Origin of the sequence: Chitinophaga deserti, assembly GCF_003149455.1 — a bacterium.
Lineage (GTDB): Bacteria > Bacteroidota > Bacteroidia > Chitinophagales > Chitinophagaceae > Chitinophaga > Chitinophaga deserti.
In genome coordinates, this window is sequence record NZ_QFFK01000007.1 from 419,476 (window position 1) to 437,917 (window position 18,442).

Here is an 18,442-nt window from a genome sequence, read left to right on the forward strand (position 1 = left end):
ATGCGTGTGATTTTGATGCTCCTCACAGGAGCTGTGTTAATACTGGCCTGTAATACCAAACAGCAACGGGCGAAGCAGATGAAAGAATTGTCGCTGCTCGACGAAAAGGAAGCTTCCGGCTGGAAAATGAGGCTTCATTACCTGCCGTCAAAAAGCAGGGATACCAGTGATTGGAGTCTTGTTTTACGAATTGAGCATAGCAGTGGACTGCCGCAAAAGATGTTGAATGAACCAAAATTCAGCTACGGCATCGACAGTCTTTTCGAAGTCATTTCCCCGACAGACACACTTTCGCCATTTATGGCTATCCGTGTGGCTAACGGGCAAACAAATGGTGCTGAATACATGCTTACGTTCGACCGTAAAGCCCTCCGTGAGCAGGGCGCTATGCAATTGCGGTTCAGAGACTGGTTGTTTTCGCAACGTGATTTGTTTTTCCCCCTTAACCTGGCATCCATCCATCAACTTGATTCAATCTATACCCGGATATGATAAGAAGCGCTTCAACAAAGAAGAAAATCGCAGTTTTCTTTCTTGGACTTATGACCCTGGAAACCCTGATTCCCTTGCAGAGCCTTGCGCTGACAAGTGGTCCTGTTCAACCTGAAATGACCCAGTTTCAGCCGGCCGGCATGAGTGATATGGTAGATTTGTTTACAGGGGATTTTAAGTATAATATTCCGCTGATGGATGTGGATGGTTATCCCATTAATCTGAACTATTCACAAGGAGTGAGTATGGAAGATGAAGCTTCCTGGGTTGGGTTAGGATGGAACCTTAATGTGGGATCAATTACCCGGCAGTTGCGGGGGATACCGGATGATCATAATGGAGATCGGGTAAAATCTGTCAACCATATGAAAACCAAAGTCACCACAGGTGGGCGGTTTACAGGTCGTGTTGAGTTTACCGGATTTCAGGCCCTTAAGTTAGCAGGTTCTATAACTGCAGGTGTCTTTTATGATAACTATACCGGATGGGGTGGAGAAGTAGGCGCTGGCGGGAATGCAGGGCTTTCACTCACGGGTAAAAATGCCAACTCTACTACTTTGGGGCTAAATGCAGGGCTCAATTCGAATACTGCAAGTGGTGTGTCTACAACGTTAGGTGCTTCCATCTCAGTTTCTCAGAAGATGGAACAGAATGTAACACAGAGTATTGCTGGTAACTTATCACTCAGCTATAATACCCGGGAAGGGATGAAAGAACTCACGCTGGGAAGTAGTTATTCTTCTGGTAAATTAAGCCGTAATACAGGTACAGGAACGTATTCGTTGAATACTCCTGTTTTTTATCCTGCAGGTGAAGTGCCTTTCAAAAGCGCGAGCCGTACGTATTCTCTTGATTTGGGCCTTGCGGCCACGCTCTGGAATTTTGCAGTAGGAGGATCCGGCTATAAAACGGTTAGAGAAGTGGCTAAAAATATCAACGAACAGCAGGCGTATGGCAGCCTGTATGGCCATAATGGTAAGAATAACGACAATGCGCTGATGGATTTTATGCGTGAGAAGGATAATATCATAGTGAAAGACATGAACCATATCGCACTGCCAATTGCCACGCCTGATATTTTCGCATTTAACAGTCATGCCGGTGGTGGTCAGTTTAAAGTATCTAGAGGGGGAACTGGAGTTTTCTTCAATAACAGAAAAGTCGATGAAACGGAGAACTCAACACTGGGTGGTGATTTCGGATTTGGATATCTTTTTCATGGAGGTGTTTCGCTGTACGAACAGGATATAAATGACGTTTCACAAAAATGGAAGGAAGGAAGAGGAAATAACTGGTTGAATAAAGGTGATTATACATCCTTCACTAATGTGAAAGAGGAAGATGCCTATTTTAAAGCGATTGGTGAGCCTACGATGGAAGATCCCACCTTTGCTTCCCGAATTCAGGAAGAGGATCCTGTTTACATTCCTATTGTTAGAAATACTACAGCGCCAACACTGAAGCAGGTGGGTAAAACTGCAGTTCCACTCATCGGAAGCAACCGTTATGAAAAGGCTGGCCGGCAGCAGCGGAATGAGGCTATCAGCTACCTTACGGCTTCTGAGGCAGCTTTTGGCGGAATGAACGAACAGATCATCAGTTATGCTGCCAATACGCTGGATGGCAACGGGAATTTTACAGCACAACGGGCAGACCAGATCACGAAAACCGGAATTGACCGGATAGGAGGAAATAAGAAAAAGCATCATCTTTCAGAGATCACCATGACTGGGGAAGGTGGTAAAAGACTGGTATACGGAATACCCGTTTATAATAATTTGCAACGTGAATATTCATTTGCTATCAAACCCAAAACCTCATCACAGGGTACAGAAATGGACACTCGCACAGACAATCTTGTTTCATACGAAAGAAATGGGACGGCCATTATCCATAAATATCCCGGAACAAATGAGTTTTATTCTGAACAAACGCAACCGGCATATGCATCGTCTTTTTTACTCACAGCTGTACTTTCGCCTGATTATGTTGATGTTACCGGAGATGGTATAACAGACGACGACAGAGGTACTGCAATAAAGTTCAACTATACCCGTCATGCGGCCAATTTCAGATGGAGGTCTCCTATTGAAGAAAATAAGGCAACTCTCAACAGAGGGCAGCTGGCAGACCCGGATGATGATAAAGGCAGTATTGTGTATGGTGAAAAAGAAATATGGTATCTGCACTCCATAGAGACTAAAACTAAAATCGCTTATTTTATCACTGGGGCGAGGAATGATGCTTTAGGTGTAGTAGATTTTCATGGGAAGTATGATAATACACAACAACAGCGCCAGTTGGTGCAAATCAGGCTTTACAGTAAAAGCGACCTCACTACGCCGATAAAAACAGTGAAATTAGGTTATGACCAGTCTCTTTGTAAGGGAGTTCCCAATTATTTGAACGGTCCATCAGCCACGCAGGGTAAACTAACACTCAAAAGCGTACACTTCGAACACGGTTTATCTACCCGTGGAAGTAAACATGCTTACACTTTTGATTACAATGAAGGAGCATTAAACGATAACAAGTATGCAGCGCTTGCATCTGACCGTTGGGGTACATATAAACCTGCCGTAACCACTACAGGTGAAATGCGTAATGATGAGTATCCGTATTCCACAAACACCAAGCCTGAAATGTGGCTGCTGAAAACGATCAATCTGCCAACAGGTGCCGCGATCGAAGTTAATTATGAATCGGATACCTATAATTATGTGCAAAACCGGCAGGCTATGGAAATGTCAGCATGGCCTACTATGCTCAGACAAAATGGTACAGTAACTACCAAGCTGGAGGAGATGACAAAAATGCGGTTTACACTTCCTACAGGAGTTTCAGTCACCAATCTTGCAGATTTCCAGAATATAGTATTGGGTGGTAGTAAATATTTATACGGTAAAGTATTCTGCAATCTTACTGATGAACCTGCCAATAATGATACGGATAAATTCGACTGGGTACCCTGTTATGCGGAGGTGAAAAGCATCAGCGTAAATGGTGCTATCATAGATGCAGAATTCGTTAACCCTGTAGTGAGTGGCCGCGCAATCAATCCATTCCTGATGGCTGCCTGGCAGCGTATGCGTTTGGATTACCCCCGCTATGCATGGCCAGGATATAAGAACAAAATCCCAGATGAGGAATCGATGGATGCAGCAATGGGAGCCCTAAGTAATGCCATTAGTAATATCCGCGAACTTAAAGAGGATTTTAATGAAAGAGGATTGAGGCGCGGATTTGCATTTAATTATAAATCAGCCAAAAGCTTTGTTCGCTTAGGAGTTTTCTCCAAAAGTGTAGCGCCCGATGGTAAAAAAGGCGGTGGGGCCCGCGTTAGGTCGCTCGTAATGCGCGAAACCTGGGATGCAGGGCCGGAAGAGGTGAATACTCAATTATACACGTATACGACGAAGAATGACAATGGGGCAACAATTGGCTCCGGTGTAGCCAGTTATGAACCTTCGATTGGAGGTGACGAAAACTCATGGCGCCAGCCAGACCCATATACACAGGTTAACCGTAAGGCACTCAATAATGAGTTTTACCTTGAAGAACCTTTTGGCGAAGCACTTTTCCCATCCCCAACTGTTGGATATCGGGAAGTAAAAGTGGAAAGCCGGTCGGGAAGAGATACTGATTTAAATGTAGTGAGCCAGACAGGTTATCTTCAATACGATTTTTATACCGCGAAAGAGTTTCCTACTGAAACTGAGAACACTCCCATCAGTGTTTATGAGCGGAAACCACCTGGTATCAGTTTCTTCTTTGGAGGTAGATCAATTTATGAAATGGTGATGTCTCAGGGTTATGTGATCCGGACGAATGACATGCATGGTAAACCAAGGGCGGAAAGAGTCTTCAACCAGAAAAAGGAGGAGATTTCAGCAACGGAGTACTACTACAACGCGGAAGAGCGCGGAGGTCATCAACGCCTTAAGAATGTAGTAGATGTGGTAGATTCTAAGGGTAATATCATTAAAGATCAGATTATTGGAAGGGAACTGGATTTGTTTGTGGATATGCGGGAAGGTGAAACCACAAATTCCGGTACCTCCTATCATGTAGGTGTTGATATGTTCCCCGTTTATATATGGATCATTCCTGCGCCACACTTTCCTATTAACGGAAACCTTGAATATCGCCTCTTCCGGTCATCTTCCGTAACGAAAACGGTGCACTACACTGGCATTCCTCAGCGTATCGTGAAGAAAACTGATGGAGCTTCTGTAACTACATATAATCTGTTATTCGATAAGGATACCGGGGTTCCTTTGGTAACTGCAACTGATAATGAATTTAATGATCCGGTTTATTCGGTGAACATCCCGGCATACTGGTATCGCACAAGAATGGGCAGGGCTTATGAAACTGCAAACATCCTTTATAAGAACCTGACAGTAGATGAACAGGGAAATATTGGTTCGAATTACAAACCTTACCTGGTGGAAGGTGATGAGTTAACAGACGTTTCGAATGCCGACAGGGTGTTCTGGGTCATTAACAGTACCATCTCCAACGGAAGTGTAAAATCACTCAGGCTGGTTGACAGGTTTGGTACGTTAGTGAAAGGTGTTAACTCGAATTTTAAAGTAACAAGATCTGGATATCGCAACCAGGCATCGGAATCGATGGGGAGTATTTTGACACTCGAAAAGCCATTTACGGACTATCGGCTCAAAATGGACCTGAATACTGACTTTGCAGCTATGCGGGTGATTGATGTCAAAGCTACTTTATTCTCAGAGGAATGGGGACAACCGGCAGATTGTATCCCCCGTAGTTGCCCGCAAGGCTATGAACTGAATGCATCCGGAACGAAATGTATTGTAAGGGCAACCGTGCAAAACCAAGCCCTTAATCTAGATCCCTGTTATTTCCCCGGTACAGTTACATATTGTAGCTCGACTAAAATATATAACATATTCAAGGCCGAAACCCATAGTCTTTCTCATGGCTTCTGGACAGGTGGCGCCAGTTCTTCTCCAAGAGGCGGCAGATTGGGGGCATTAGCTGTATTTGCCCATGAAGGCACGCCATTTGGTGGACGTTGGTACCAGTTTGTAAAAGATATTTCAGTACCAAGGGCTGGTAATTATTACCTGGGATTTGCAGCGGATGATGAATTTAAGGTTACAATGAACGGTTCTGAGGTAATGAACAGGCAGACATACTATCCATCTAACCACGAATCATGGCACGTGATGCCTGTCACTTTGCAGCGAGGACTTAACAGGCTCGTTTTTGATTACAGAAGTAATGGAGGAGAACGAGGGGCTGCATTCGAATTGTATGATTGTGAAATAGATGATATCCTTAGCGGAGACGGTCAAAGGATCAATCCTATCTATGATTCCAGGAAGATGCTGCAGGATAATGATTACAATAGTTTCTTTATTAGTATGGAGGCTACTATTGAAAGAAGCCGATATGGTTGTAGTGGTGGAAGTATACCCAATGTTAGTGAACCAGTTCCATATTGCGAAAACGTTCCGATAGGGACATGTCCTTCTGGTTATACACAAAGCCCCGATGGTTTGAAGTGCATTCAAAACGCCACTCTTGATCAAACCGGGAATTTTAATATTAAGAGGGTATATGATATGCCATCCACCACTTCCACACTGCCGGCAATTATTCGCGACGTTAGTGGTAATAAAATAGGAGAGAACGGAAATTGTGTATTCAAATACACACCTTATGAACCAATGGCTGGCATACAAACATTTACTGCGTCGCCAACCGCTATGGTTATGGCGGAGAGATGCGGGAGGCACGCGAATAACAGTATTTGGTTAAACGGTACTGTGCCTTCCGGAGGAAAGGCTGGTTTCCGGTCATGCTTTACTATTGATTCCCTGTCAGAATACTACGTTGGATATGGTAACCTGTCAGGTGTTCTGGAAGTACGAATAGACAACCAGTTGGTAGCAACCGGTAATGCTGCTGGTGCAGGCGAACTGAATTCACGCGACCGCTGGCAGATAAGGCGTCTTCCTTCACTCGGAGTAGGGAAACACCTGATGGAGATATCATGTACCGGCGGTACATTCAATGGGGTTGGTGTTGAGGTTTATAAAGGTTCAGCATCGCAGTTGTCACAGGTGTCAAGCAGTTTTGGCCTGCCGATAATTTTCTCCACAGCCAACATATCTTCCGGCAGCCTGGATTATGACACATATATTTCTACCTCAGGAGGAGCAGTTACGCGAAGGTATACCTGCGCCTCAGGACCAATTGATATCTGTGCAGGTTCATCCTCTTGCGGTGTATTGCCTATGAAAGCGGTATTAAATCCCTATGTGTCCGGCCACCTTGGCAATTGGCTCGTTCAGGATGAACTGGTATATCTTACCGACCGCTCACAAACGCCCGATGTTACTACTAACGGATTTACCCGAAAAGGGGGTGCCTATAAAAATTTCACCGCTTTCTGGCAATGGAACTACCTAATTCAAAACTGGTCGCCCGAATTGACAGTGAATTGGGTTACTGCACGTCAGGTTACACTTTACGATCGATATTCTCAGGAGCTGGAGAATAAAAATGCCCTTGATCAGTATACTTCAGCAAGGTTTGGCTATCGCAGTTCTGTACCGGTGATGACAGGTTACAACGCCAGAAGCCGTGAACTATATTACGATGGCTTTGAAGACTATAAATACAATCCGGCTAATCTGGCCTTTGTAAGTTGTAATGGCGATAATTTCGATATCCGGAAAATAGTGGGTATTGACTGGACATGGCTGGATGCTTCTAAAGCACATACCGGTAATTACAGCCTCGTCCTCAAATCAAATCTTCTCCTCAAAACGCAGGCTTTTGATAATGAGCACGGACCGGGACAGTATATCGAGACGAATGCAGCAGGCGAATACCAGCGCAGGCTCGATGGCTGGATGGGGCTTTTCGGATTCAATCCTCTGACAAAAGGGAAGTATGTCGTTTCCATGTGGGTCAATGATGGGAATGCTCTTGATAAATCAACCAGTGTAAATGTTAAGGTGAATGGTGTTACCCTAACTGATACAAAGACATGGAAGGCTTCAGTGGAAGGGTGGGAGCAATTTGAATTTATTGTCGATATGTCATTGTTTAATACAGCAAACATGAGCGAACTGCAGTTTGAAATCACAGGAACCGGTTCTCCAAGACTGGATGATATCCGCATCTTCCCGGCCAATGGTAATGCCAAAACATTTGCCTATGATGAGAAAACGCTTCGCCTGATGGCAGAACTCGATGCCAATAACTTTGCGACACTCTATGAGTATGATGAGCAGGGACAGTTAATCAGAGTGAAGAAAGAAACTGAAGAGGGTATAATCACACTGAAAGAAAGCAGATCCACATACCTCAAAAAGTAAAAACATGCAATTCCGGAATAGAAATACCATTATCGCTTCGGCATTTATATTATTGGTGGTCGCTGCGGGTACCGCTGCGGGTGTACCGTATTGGAAAGCACAAACTGCTAAGAGTAACGAATTACCTCCGTTACCCGAGCCCGAACGTGTTTCAGAGAATGACATGCGAATTCTTGAAGAGCTTGGGGGAGTACTGAAAAAGATTGATTCGCTGAATGCCTTTGAAACCGCGGGAAGTATCCGTGTCTCTGACCCCGATGAAGGTGAACAATCGCTGGAATACCATTATGCAAAGAGAGATTCCCTGTCATATTACAAGTTAGGCCAGCAGGAAACCCTCAGCAATGGAAAAATTGTGGTAATGGCAGACCATTATGCGGAGAAGCTTTTTGTGACTCCTGCCGGTCAAACCCCTAAAGCTGGATTTATGCCAGCAGGTGATCAGCTTGCTGCATTCCTCACAGGAGAGGGGTATGCCATCCGTAAATCGGAAACTGATGGGATGCGATATATTGAATTAACACGCCCAAACCATATCAATTATAAAGTGTACCGGATTGGGTATGACGATGCCGGACTGGTCCGGGAATCATTCATACGTATGACGGACATATCGCACCCATTGGATACTTCGCGTGACAGAATCATCCGGACTTCGGCTGACCGCTGGATTGTTGGCAGACCTCCGACGGACCTTTTTGATATTTACCGACTTATAAAAGAAGAAGGTGGCAGTTATGTACCTATGCCTGCTTACCAACACTACGACATCATCCTGACCCAATAATGCCGCAATTCATATGCCTTTGAATATTTTCAATTTCCGGAAATTTCTTTTTGCAGTGTGCTGTCTGCTAATGGCAGCCACCGGCTTTGCCGCAACAGAACCTTACCAGCAACAACTGGCAGGTAAGATCAAGGCCGGGGATACGCTCGTGCTGAGAGATGAGAAGTTCAGAAATCCATCCTACGACTGGAGTAAGATTCTCAACCGAAAAGTATCGAATAACATCCGGTTTGAACTGGTGACAGATTCTCTATTCCGTATAAAAAAACCATTTACATGTAAGCTCGAACTTAAAGTGGAATATTGGACGCAACCAAGCCAGGCTGATCCAATAACGGAAGAGAACGTAACGCTCGAAGTACGGTATGATACTGCCGCCGGAGGAATGTACACTGCTGTGGATGAATTCGACTTTCTGAACGGGCATTTGGTTAAATTGACGGTTAATAGTATTTCCAGTGCTGAATTAGGGGAGGACCTTCCCGGAATATTCCGCATTGTAAGCCAGGTAGCAATTGACCGGAATTACGTACAGGATCCGGCTGCCCTTGTGGAGATATTTGCCCGGGAATCCACCGGAGAGCAGGCACAATTACAACCGGAAGGACAAATGATGGCAATGGCAGCACCGGTAACTGTTACACCCAACAGAGTGTCACTGGTTTGGGGTGCGCCAAATGATGGGATAGATGATTATGACCTTGAATGGACCTTTATTGATGAATTTCATCCTGATGGAACATTCTTAAGCAATCCCGTGAATCATACCAACACGGCGGTACTTGAACGGATGTTCCGGAACAATGCCAGCCGGGTTACCCTTAAGGGGCATGAATATCACATTAACCTGGTGCACAATACGCGTTATCTGTTAATCAGAATGCGTACCGCTCCGAAAGACCCTGTTTCCGGTTTACGGAATCCCGGTACCTGGTCTTACCAGATTAAGCATACACCGGTAGGGGGGACTGAACAGATAAACAGCGGTGTAATTATTTTGACCAATACCTGGCACCGTTCTGCTTTCAACTGGCAGTATTCTGCGACTTTTGCAGAAGAAGGGAAAAGGAAGGAAGTGGTATCTTACTTTGATAAATCACTCAAAAATCGTCAAACAGTAACACTGTCTAACCACTCAAATGAAGTTGCCAGTGAAGCGGACCTGACTACAGTTGCTCAATCTGTAATCTACGATCAGTATGGCCGTCCAACTGTGGAAATGCTGCCGGCTCCATTGAATGGTGTTAATATACTCGATTTTCAGTCTCAGCTCAACAAAAAAGCCAATGGTACGCAATACACGTTTGTGGATGTGAACAGCGGAACGTTTGATTGTAATTTCACATTCCCTGCTATGGGTAATACAGCAGGTGCAGGTAAATATTACTCCACACAGAATGGTTTCAAAGCCTTAGGCAACCATAGTTATGTGCCGGATGCGGAAGGCTATCCTTTTTCTGGTAAGATATACATGAATGATAATACCGGCAGGCTGGCGGTACAGGGAGGTGTTGGACCCAAGTTTCAGCCTCAATGGAATGCGGCGAACCCTGACCTTCATGCTACCCGTTTTTATTATAGTAAACCCTCCCAGTTCGAGCTTTACCGGCTTTTCGGTAACGATATAGGAGATGCCACGCATTATAGTAAAACTACTACGGTAGATCCTAATGGTCAAATCTCAGTTTCCTATACAAACCTGTCTGGTAAAACCATAGCTACCGGCCTAAGCGGACCGGCGCCAGCTAATCTTGATGGATTACCGGGTAAACCTGCGGCCGAACAGAAGACCATCGATCTGTTTACTAATTCAGCCTTTGCATTTGATCCTGTTACTTTAAAACTTACCGCCAGCCAGGTATATGTTGCCCAGGAAGCCGGTACACGTAAACTGACGGTGGATGTGGCCAACCTGTTGTCCTCTTCAACTATCGCAGCGAAGAATATCTGTACCAAATGTGAATACGAGATTGTCCTAACGGTGACCTCAGATTGCGCTGACCCACTCATTCCGCAGGTGTTTACCATACCTGTAGGTGTTCCCGGAACTAACTGTACACCCCTCACGGGCAGCTTCCGTCAGGAAGTAACAGCGATTTTTGCAAACACAGGCCAATATTATATCCGGCTGGAATTACGCATTAAGCAAAATAGGGTAGATCAGCTGGCGGAACAATCCATCGCCATCAATGATCTGCTGAAAAAGCAATTCGATTTTGTTAAAGAAGAGCTGGAGCAGATTGACTTCAGTGGCTGCTTTGACGATTGCCAGACCTGCTATGCAGCCCTTGGTACCAAGGTGGTGTTCATGCAGAAGATCAGGGACAAGATGACCGCTATGGGCATCAATATGACAACTTATGGCAGCCAGGTAGATGCCTGGTCTGGCCCGTTATATGATAACCTGAGCACTAAATGCGCTGCGGCAAGAGGTGATTGCGGAGAAGATCCTTGTGCAAATCTGAAAAGAACACTGCGTAAAGACGTTTCTCCCGGAGGACAATATGCACTATTTAACGCTGCTGGAGAGCCGGTGGAAACTTCCATCCATGTATTGTTCAACAAGTTCAGAGTAGTTTTTCCTGAAAGAACGAAGGATGAGCCCGGCTACCTAAATAACATGGTGCAGAATGATGAGGGAGACATGGTGTCTGTACATGATAAGGCATTTACGCTTACAGATCTGGTTAAATACTGGAAGCAGGATTGGGAAGATCTTTTTGTTATTTATCATCCCGAGTATTGTGCCTATACCTACTGTGTAAGCACCACATCTTATCAGAAATGGGATGAAAAGCTCAATAAACTTGCGCTTACTGCAGCAGATGCACTTATACTGTCTACCAAATCTTTCGATAGGAATGATCCGGTGTGGCTAACTACTGTAGACCCATATTTCTTGTCAGTGCGCGGTGCAGCATATCTTACTGCTTTCAAAGCGGATCTGCAGAACTACTCCATTAATGTGAAAGGGCTATCCATGCTCGTAAACAAGGACGTTAACCGCTACGTGGATTATGTGCTGTATTGCTCGGATCGTTTTGGCTCTGCAAGTACAGCACCTGGCACAGAAGATAATACATGGGGAGGTTGTGCCCCCGATGTGAATTGCCGGGTTATTGACCGGGAATGGAGAATGTACCTAGATGCTTACATGGAGCTGAAGAGAAAGTACTATCAGATAGACAGAGCTGCTAACGAATGTGCGGTAATAACCTGTCCTGTAGGTACACCAGTTTCATTGGGGAGTGGATGTCCTCCAACTGGTGCGTTCAGTTTGAAATCATTATCAGTATCAGGGAGCCTTCAGACTGTTACTGTCCGTTACGAAGGAGGGAATATTCCCCGTGCGGCAACTGTTACCTTACATTATCCATCCAACTACGATGGGCTTACGCAGGTAGCTTCCGTGGCTTTCGCTGCAGGTGATAAGGAAAAAACAATCAGTATTGCATCCGCCATCCAGGTAAACCTGGTGAAAGTAAAAAGTGTAACATGTAGCGGCGGATCCTCTATAATACCATGCAATGGACCTTCTTATACGCTGGACCTCGGTACAGGCGGGCGTAAGTCTGGTTTCCGAACATGGGATAAAGTGGTAGGCGGCACAGTTGTTACTTACAAAGCAATTGAAGGGTATAAAGACCAGCCTCCTACAGGCTATTGTTCCGGTGCTCCTGTACCTGTTTTCTATAGTTGCTTATGGGTGAAAACACCGAATAATACTGCAGGTGAATACCTGCAGAATGTCTGGCTGGTGATCTGCCCGGCAACAGCCTGTGCCTCTCCAGGGAGTTTCGCTGCTACTACCGGCAACATCCCTAACCTGACCTTTTTTAATAGTTCTACTACTGTATATCTGTACCCGAATACGGCCCCAACCACTGTTATTGCTAATCCTGGTTGTATTAATCCGGTACGTACGTGGTATGATTGTTATTCGGTGACGCTAAGTGGTGTGACCTATAATTACCGGAATGTGTCTGTGTTTTCATGCCCACCTGCCTGTAGTTTTACATTAATTGTTACCAGCGGTGATGGAGATTTGTATATCAGACGAAATCCTTCTGAAACATGGTATTATTATGTATCTCCAAGTGACCCGGGTAGTGGATGTCCGGATATTCCGGGAGATCAGGCTCAATTTTATCCCTGCATCATTTTCAAGCGTACAAACGGAGTTGCAGATACGCTGGTAAATGTTTGGATGTTTACCTGTATTGAAGAAAATCCAGGTTTCGCAGCAACAAATGAAAGTATGCTGCTGGCCGCTGAACCATGCGATGCATACAAATCAAAACAGTCGAGGCTCGGTCTTGTGGATTATAATGCTGCCATTGATACGGCCGGGATTAAGACACAGGGGGCAGGGCAGTTACAACAGCAGATTCAGAACGCATGTGCCAATCAGGCAGATGGCTGGATTAGCCGTTTACGCCCTGGAATGGGAAATGTCTTACCGGCCGACAGTGTGGCTCTTCGTAATAAACTGATAGAACTCTGCAACAAAGGAGTCGATATATATCATCCTTATGGCGCCAGCACACTGCCGCCTCATGCCACATTGCCAAGCGGAGCGGTTAGCTTCAAAGATGTGTTGAAATCTATTACCGGGCTTACTCAGCTTACTGCTGACTACAACCCCTGGCTGCTGGATGGGCCTTACCCTTATAAAACGCCGGCGCAGACATCGTTGCCGTTGATTTCTTCATCAGATCCTGAATTGTGCAGCAGGCTGACAACGCTGAAAGCAGATTATCTGTTACAGCCACCCGGCAATTCCTTCCACACATATCTTACCAACCGGTTTGGTACCGCCAATACATTAACCGTAGCGGAACTGACCGAATTGGAAAGAAGCTGTACCTCGTGTAAGTATCTGCTTAATGTAGACATTCAGGTTCCAGTGTTCCTCACGAAAGAGGCCAAAGGATGTATTACTGCACAGGAGCTCAATACTGCGTGGAACGCTTTGCTGGCTGAAAATCTTACCAACTTCACCAGTGCGCATCCCAATTATGAACGTATATTCACAAATTACTTTAACCATAAATGGGGCTTCACACTCAGCTTTACTGATTATCAAAAGCTGAAAGCGCTTTATGATCAGAGTCCCTCGACTACGGCCATTCTTTGTAATGAACCAGTATTCGCACCGCAGGCAACAGATCCTTACGATTGCCTGTTAACTCTGGTGCAACGGGGGGTGTGGAATGGTATGCAACGGTACGATAGTTACATTGCAGAGGCTAAACGCCAGTTCAAACAGGAATATATCAGCGATTGTAGTAAGGCCCTGGCTAAGCTGGAAATGACGCACATGGTTTCTGACTACCATTTTACCTTGTACTATTATGACCAGTCGGGGCAGTTGGTTAAAACTGTTCCCCCCGAAGGCGTGAAGTTACTTAGTGACGCGGAGATTGCAGCGGCAGCAGAAGCAAAGGAAACTATTACTAACTGTACTTATACAGGCCCTACTACAGCCACTGACATGGCGCTGACCAATACCTATCTTACCAGTGCTTTCGAATCCGGCAAACGCTCAGTAGAAATGTGGGTATACGGCAACGAATTGCCACATGGGCAGGTACTCATGTCAACAGGTATTAATGGTTATCTGATGAATGCCTGTATCGGCAGCAGTATTTTGGAACTCGACCTGTATAAACTGGTTTCTGGGGATGTGACCAATAATTCCGTGGAAATCACGCGTTCCCGCCATTATAAAGTTCAACTCAATGCAGCTAACGTACGGCCATGGATGCACATCGTGCTGACCGGAGAAAATATTGGGCAGGATAACGGAACACTCAATATTTATGTAAATGGTGAGCTTTGCCCTGCAATAACTACCGGCACAGCGCCAGCCACCTGCGGATGGGAGATTGGGTATTCGGGCAGTACGCTCGTTTTGCCGTCGAACACCAGTATTTTGAAACACTTACGTGGTTACAGCAGGGATCTGAGCATTTCCGAAGTTCAGTTGCAGTATGCAAAAGCCTGTCTTGATGTGGATGCTACATTAGCCGGGGTGCGTCAGCACTGGGGCCGGTTTAATGTTCCTGTCGCAGGTTCGCCAACCACGGCAAACAATACTACAACTGAAACACGTTTTGCACGGGTTTACCCTGACCATTGGCTTAACAGCAGTTATTCATTCCAGTCACTCAATGGCGTTGTTAGGCAGGTAACTCCGGACGGTGGATTATCTAACTTCTGGTACGATTACATTGGCAGATTGGTTTTTAGCAAAAATGCAATACAAACAGGCCGTAACAGCTATACTAAATATGACGCTCAGGGAAGGGTAGAAGAAGTGGGAGAGATTACGGGTAATACATGGGCCGGTACGTTCATAGCAAAATTAACGGCCGAGGAATGGTTGACTACAAATAAGGCTTCCAAGCAACAGATCACCCGGACTAAGTATGATTTAGAAGATCTGGATGCTAAGAATAAGGATTTCGCTGCATCCTTCTCGCAGCAAAATCTCCGCCAGCGAGTAGCCGCTACTTATATGCTGGATGCGGACGTAGTGAACACCTCAGCTGTATCGGCCACTTATTACAGTTATGATCTTACTGGCAATGTGAAATCTGTACTGTTCAAATTGCCGGCCATGTCTACTCCGGTTTATAAAAGGCTGGATTACAATTATGACCAGGCCAGTGGTAAAGTTAATACAGTACGCTACCAGTTGGATGCGCCAGACCAATTCCTGTATGATTATGACTACGATGCTGAAAACCGGTTGATGATCGTTAGGACAGACATTAAGACTACCGGAACTGATAAGTGGACATTACAAACGCCGAGAATTAACGCCCAATACTACTACTACAAGCACGGACCACTTAGCAGGATGGAACTGGGTGGTAACTTGCAGGGGGTAGACTATGCCTATACGTTACAAGGATGGCTAAGAGCAATTAATGGTGAAAAGCTTTCTGCTAGCGGTAACATTACTGCGGTGCCGGATATGGGACAGGATGGTAAGACGGGAGCCCCCAATTCAACATTCAAGAAAGACGTTTATGCATATTCATTGCAGTATTATAAAGGAGACTACAAGCCTGTATGGACAGATGCAGGTGGTTCGACTGCAAACGAACCGGTATTCACCATTAAATGGGAGAACCAGGCTTTGCCTGCCGGAGGGACAGGAAAAGAGTTGTTCAATGGTAATATTTCCCGTGTAACAGCAGCATTACGAGATGTGAGTGCCCGTGCCTCGGTGGGGTATTCATACCGGTACGACCAGCTGAACCGACTTACCCAGATGGCTTATCACCCTTCTTTAACCAATAGTACACCCGACTTTGCGGCTACACTCGCATTCGCCGAAAAAATCGAGTATGATGCAAACGGCAATATCAAGAAATACGAGCGGAATGGAGACAGGTCCATCGCAGGTGAGGCTCCTATGGACCGGTTAAGTTATAATTACAACTACCTTAATGAGAATGGCGTTAACCGTCTGGTTAATAATCGACTTCGTAGCGTATTCGAAACCGAGGTGACCAACAGTCACTATACGACAGATCTGAAAACCGGGCAGTCAGTAGATAACTATGGCTATGACGCAATTGGGAACCTGATCCGTGATAACCAGGAAGGTATTACCGGAATCAATTGGTCAGTTTATGGCAAGATTAGTCAAATTAATAAAGGGGCTAATACAATCGTTTACAAGTACGATGCTTCCGGTAACCGTATTTATAAGGAAACCACCTTCTCAGGGGTAAAGAAGAAAACCTGGTATCTCCGTGATGCAACAGGCAATACCCTTGCTGTCTATTCAGGCGATGCTACAACCAATGTTACCTGGGAAGAGCAGCATTTGTATGGCAGCAGCCGCCTGGGTTACTGGAATGCTGGTGTTGCCAATGGCGGAAATGCCGCAACAAGCTGGAATACGCCAGGCAAAACCCTTTATGAGCTCACTAATCACTTAGGAAACGTATTGGGGACCATCTCCGGCAATGCGGCTATACCGCAGGAAGCAGAAGTGGTGCATATGCAGGATTATTATCCCTTTGGTATGGGAATGCCGGGGAGAAGTTTTAAATTGGGGACAAGTTCTTACAGGTATGGGTTTAACGGAAAGGAGAATGATAATGAGGTAAAGGGTGTTGAAGGATCGCAGCAGGATTATGGGATGAGGATTTATGATCCGAGGATAGCCAAGTTCTTGAGTGTTGATCCGATAGCAGGAAAGTATCCGTATTACTCACCATATCATTTTGCAGGAAATTCGCCCATTATTAGTATTGATATAGATGGATTAGAACCATCAGCACCCAGGACACAATGGAAGTTCATTGGAAATGTTAACGGTCAAAAGCTTTACGAAGTACCGGAGCAGAAGAAGATTTATTATGTAGCGGAAACGGCGAATTGGGGTGTGCATGGCAATTCTTATTTCCAATATACTAATCCTGAAACTAATAAGTGGGCGGGAAACTTTACTCCGACCGATTATGAAGAAAATGGGCCAGGAGGATTTCCAACAGAGGATATTCGAGCTTCTCAAAATAGAAACCAGGAATATAGTAAATCCTGGAAGGCTTTCCAGGATGGTTTTTTGTTCCATAAAAAGACGTTTGATTTTGTTGAAGGCCCTTTTGCTTTTACAGTATTGATTTCTACGGGATTTATTGGAGGGGGGCAAGTGCCAATTGCTAGATTCCCTGCTCCTAAGATGGTGAATCAGATGATTGGAGGTTTTTATGTGCGAGGGAGTGTGGCTGTGGCTGAAAAGACTTATTTGAGAACCATACAATCGTTGGCTGCAGGGGAAAAGGCATCAACAATACCAGAGTTATTAGGTGTATTTGAAAAAGAAGCAATTGAGGCGGGAGCAGAAAAAATAATAATACGAGGTATTGACATTGTAAATCCGAAGTTATTCAATCCTAAAATGGCAGAGAAGTTAGGTTATATGTATGAACAAACCGCGGATGACGCAATTCAATTAATCAAAAATCTTGTACCAGGAGGAAAATAAGTTGAAAAAAAAGTCAATTATTGAAGCCAAGTTCCTACGTAATAGGAGAGAAGCAAAGTATACTTTGTTATGGAGTGAAATGGCCTCCATAGAGCAAGAAGAGGTATTGTCTTTAATAAAGCTACAGCCTGATGAGTCTGTGATATTGGGATATAAGGAAGGTAAATCTTATTGGTGGATACTAACAAATTTGAAACTTATATTAAAGAATGGGAAGTCACTTGACTATTTTGATTTAGATAATATTGAGAAAGTTGAGGTGAACCAAGTATTTGAAAATGAAACATCTAAAAAGGAGGTATCAAGACTTGAGTTAAAAACTAAAAATGAAGAAGTGGTAGAGTTGAAAGTTGAACTCGGGCTTTGGACGACATTGTATGATTTATTTCTTTTTATAGTCAAAAAATAGATTTTATCGCATACTTCTTAGGTAAGTCGCCGCCTCATCGGGCGGCGTTTCTTATTGTTGTGCCTTTCTGATTTTAGCATCCCGGATATAAGTGTCGATGAGATCGAACAGTACCGTCTTTTTAGGCTCCTCGATGAGTTCGATGTCCTGGAGTCTTTTAAGGGTCTTTTTATCGAACCTGCTGTTAACCCCTTCCCCTACAAGATAGTCGAGCGAAACCCCTAGTGCATCCGCAATCCTCTTAGCGGCATCGAGCGAGGGTACTGCTTCTGCACGTTCATATTTACCTATCATGACGCGGGATACACCGCTGGCGTCTGCGAGGTCGGTCTGTGACCATCCTTTATCGTCTCTTGCATCTGCGATAATCTTGC

6 protein-coding genes are annotated in these 18,442 nt (G+C 44.9%); 5 read left to right on the forward strand and 1 reads right to left on the reverse strand.

The annotated features are described in order from the left end of the window. The 5 genes from DEV76_RS18260 to DEV76_RS18280 are packed head-to-tail and all read left to right on the forward strand — an operon-like array spanning position 1 to position 18,068. Positions 1 to 492 (forward strand): hypothetical protein, encoded by a 492-nt coding sequence (locus tag DEV76_RS18260; RefSeq protein ID WP_157962973.1) that lies wholly within the window; start codon positions 1 to 3, stop codon positions 490 to 492. Beyond that, a complete protein-coding gene (locus DEV76_RS18265; protein WP_157962974.1) occupies positions 489 to 7,862 on the forward strand; it encodes a hypothetical protein in 7,374 nt (2,457 codons plus the stop codon). The genes DEV76_RS18260 and DEV76_RS18265 overlap by 4 nt, the downstream gene beginning before the upstream one ends. Before the next feature lie 4 nt (positions 7,863 to 7,866). Beyond that, on the forward strand, positions 7,867 to 8,649 hold the full coding sequence (locus DEV76_RS18270; RefSeq protein ID WP_157962975.1) for a hypothetical protein: 783 nt from the start codon (positions 7,867 to 7,869) through the stop codon (positions 8,647 to 8,649). 13 nt (positions 8,650 to 8,662) lie between these two features. Continuing rightward, a complete protein-coding gene (locus tag DEV76_RS18275) occupies positions 8,663 to 17,659 on the forward strand; it encodes an RHS repeat-associated core domain-containing protein (RefSeq protein ID WP_157962976.1) in 8,997 nt (2,998 codons plus the stop codon). Then, positions 17,640 to 18,068, forward strand: coding sequence for a hypothetical protein (locus DEV76_RS18280; protein ID WP_109699359.1), 429 nt, complete (start codon positions 17,640 to 17,642; stop codon positions 18,066 to 18,068). Before DEV76_RS18275 ends, DEV76_RS18280 begins: the two co-directional genes overlap by 20 nt. Positions 18,069 to 18,119: 51 nt before the next feature. On the opposite strand, the gene DEV76_RS18285 is transcribed toward DEV76_RS18280, so the two are convergent. Further along, on the reverse strand, positions 18,120 to 18,442 hold a 323-nt coding region (locus DEV76_RS18285; protein WP_109699360.1), incomplete at its 5' end, for a helix-turn-helix domain-containing protein.

Excerpts from the sequence above, each read along its gene's own strand:
- DEV76_RS18260 (WP_157962973.1), top strand. The coding sequence starts at position 1 with ATGCGTGTGATTTTGATGCTCCTCACAGGAGCTGTGTTAATACTGGCC.
- DEV76_RS18265 (WP_157962974.1), top strand. The coding sequence starts at position 489 with ATGATAAGAAGCGCTTCAACAAAGAAGAAAATCGCAGTTTTCTTTCTT.
- DEV76_RS18270 (WP_157962975.1), top strand. The coding sequence starts at position 7,867 with ATGCAATTCCGGAATAGAAATACCATTATCGCTTCGGCATTTATATTA.
- DEV76_RS18275 (WP_157962976.1), top strand. The coding sequence starts at position 8,663 with ATGCCTTTGAATATTTTCAATTTCCGGAAATTTCTTTTTGCAGTGTGC.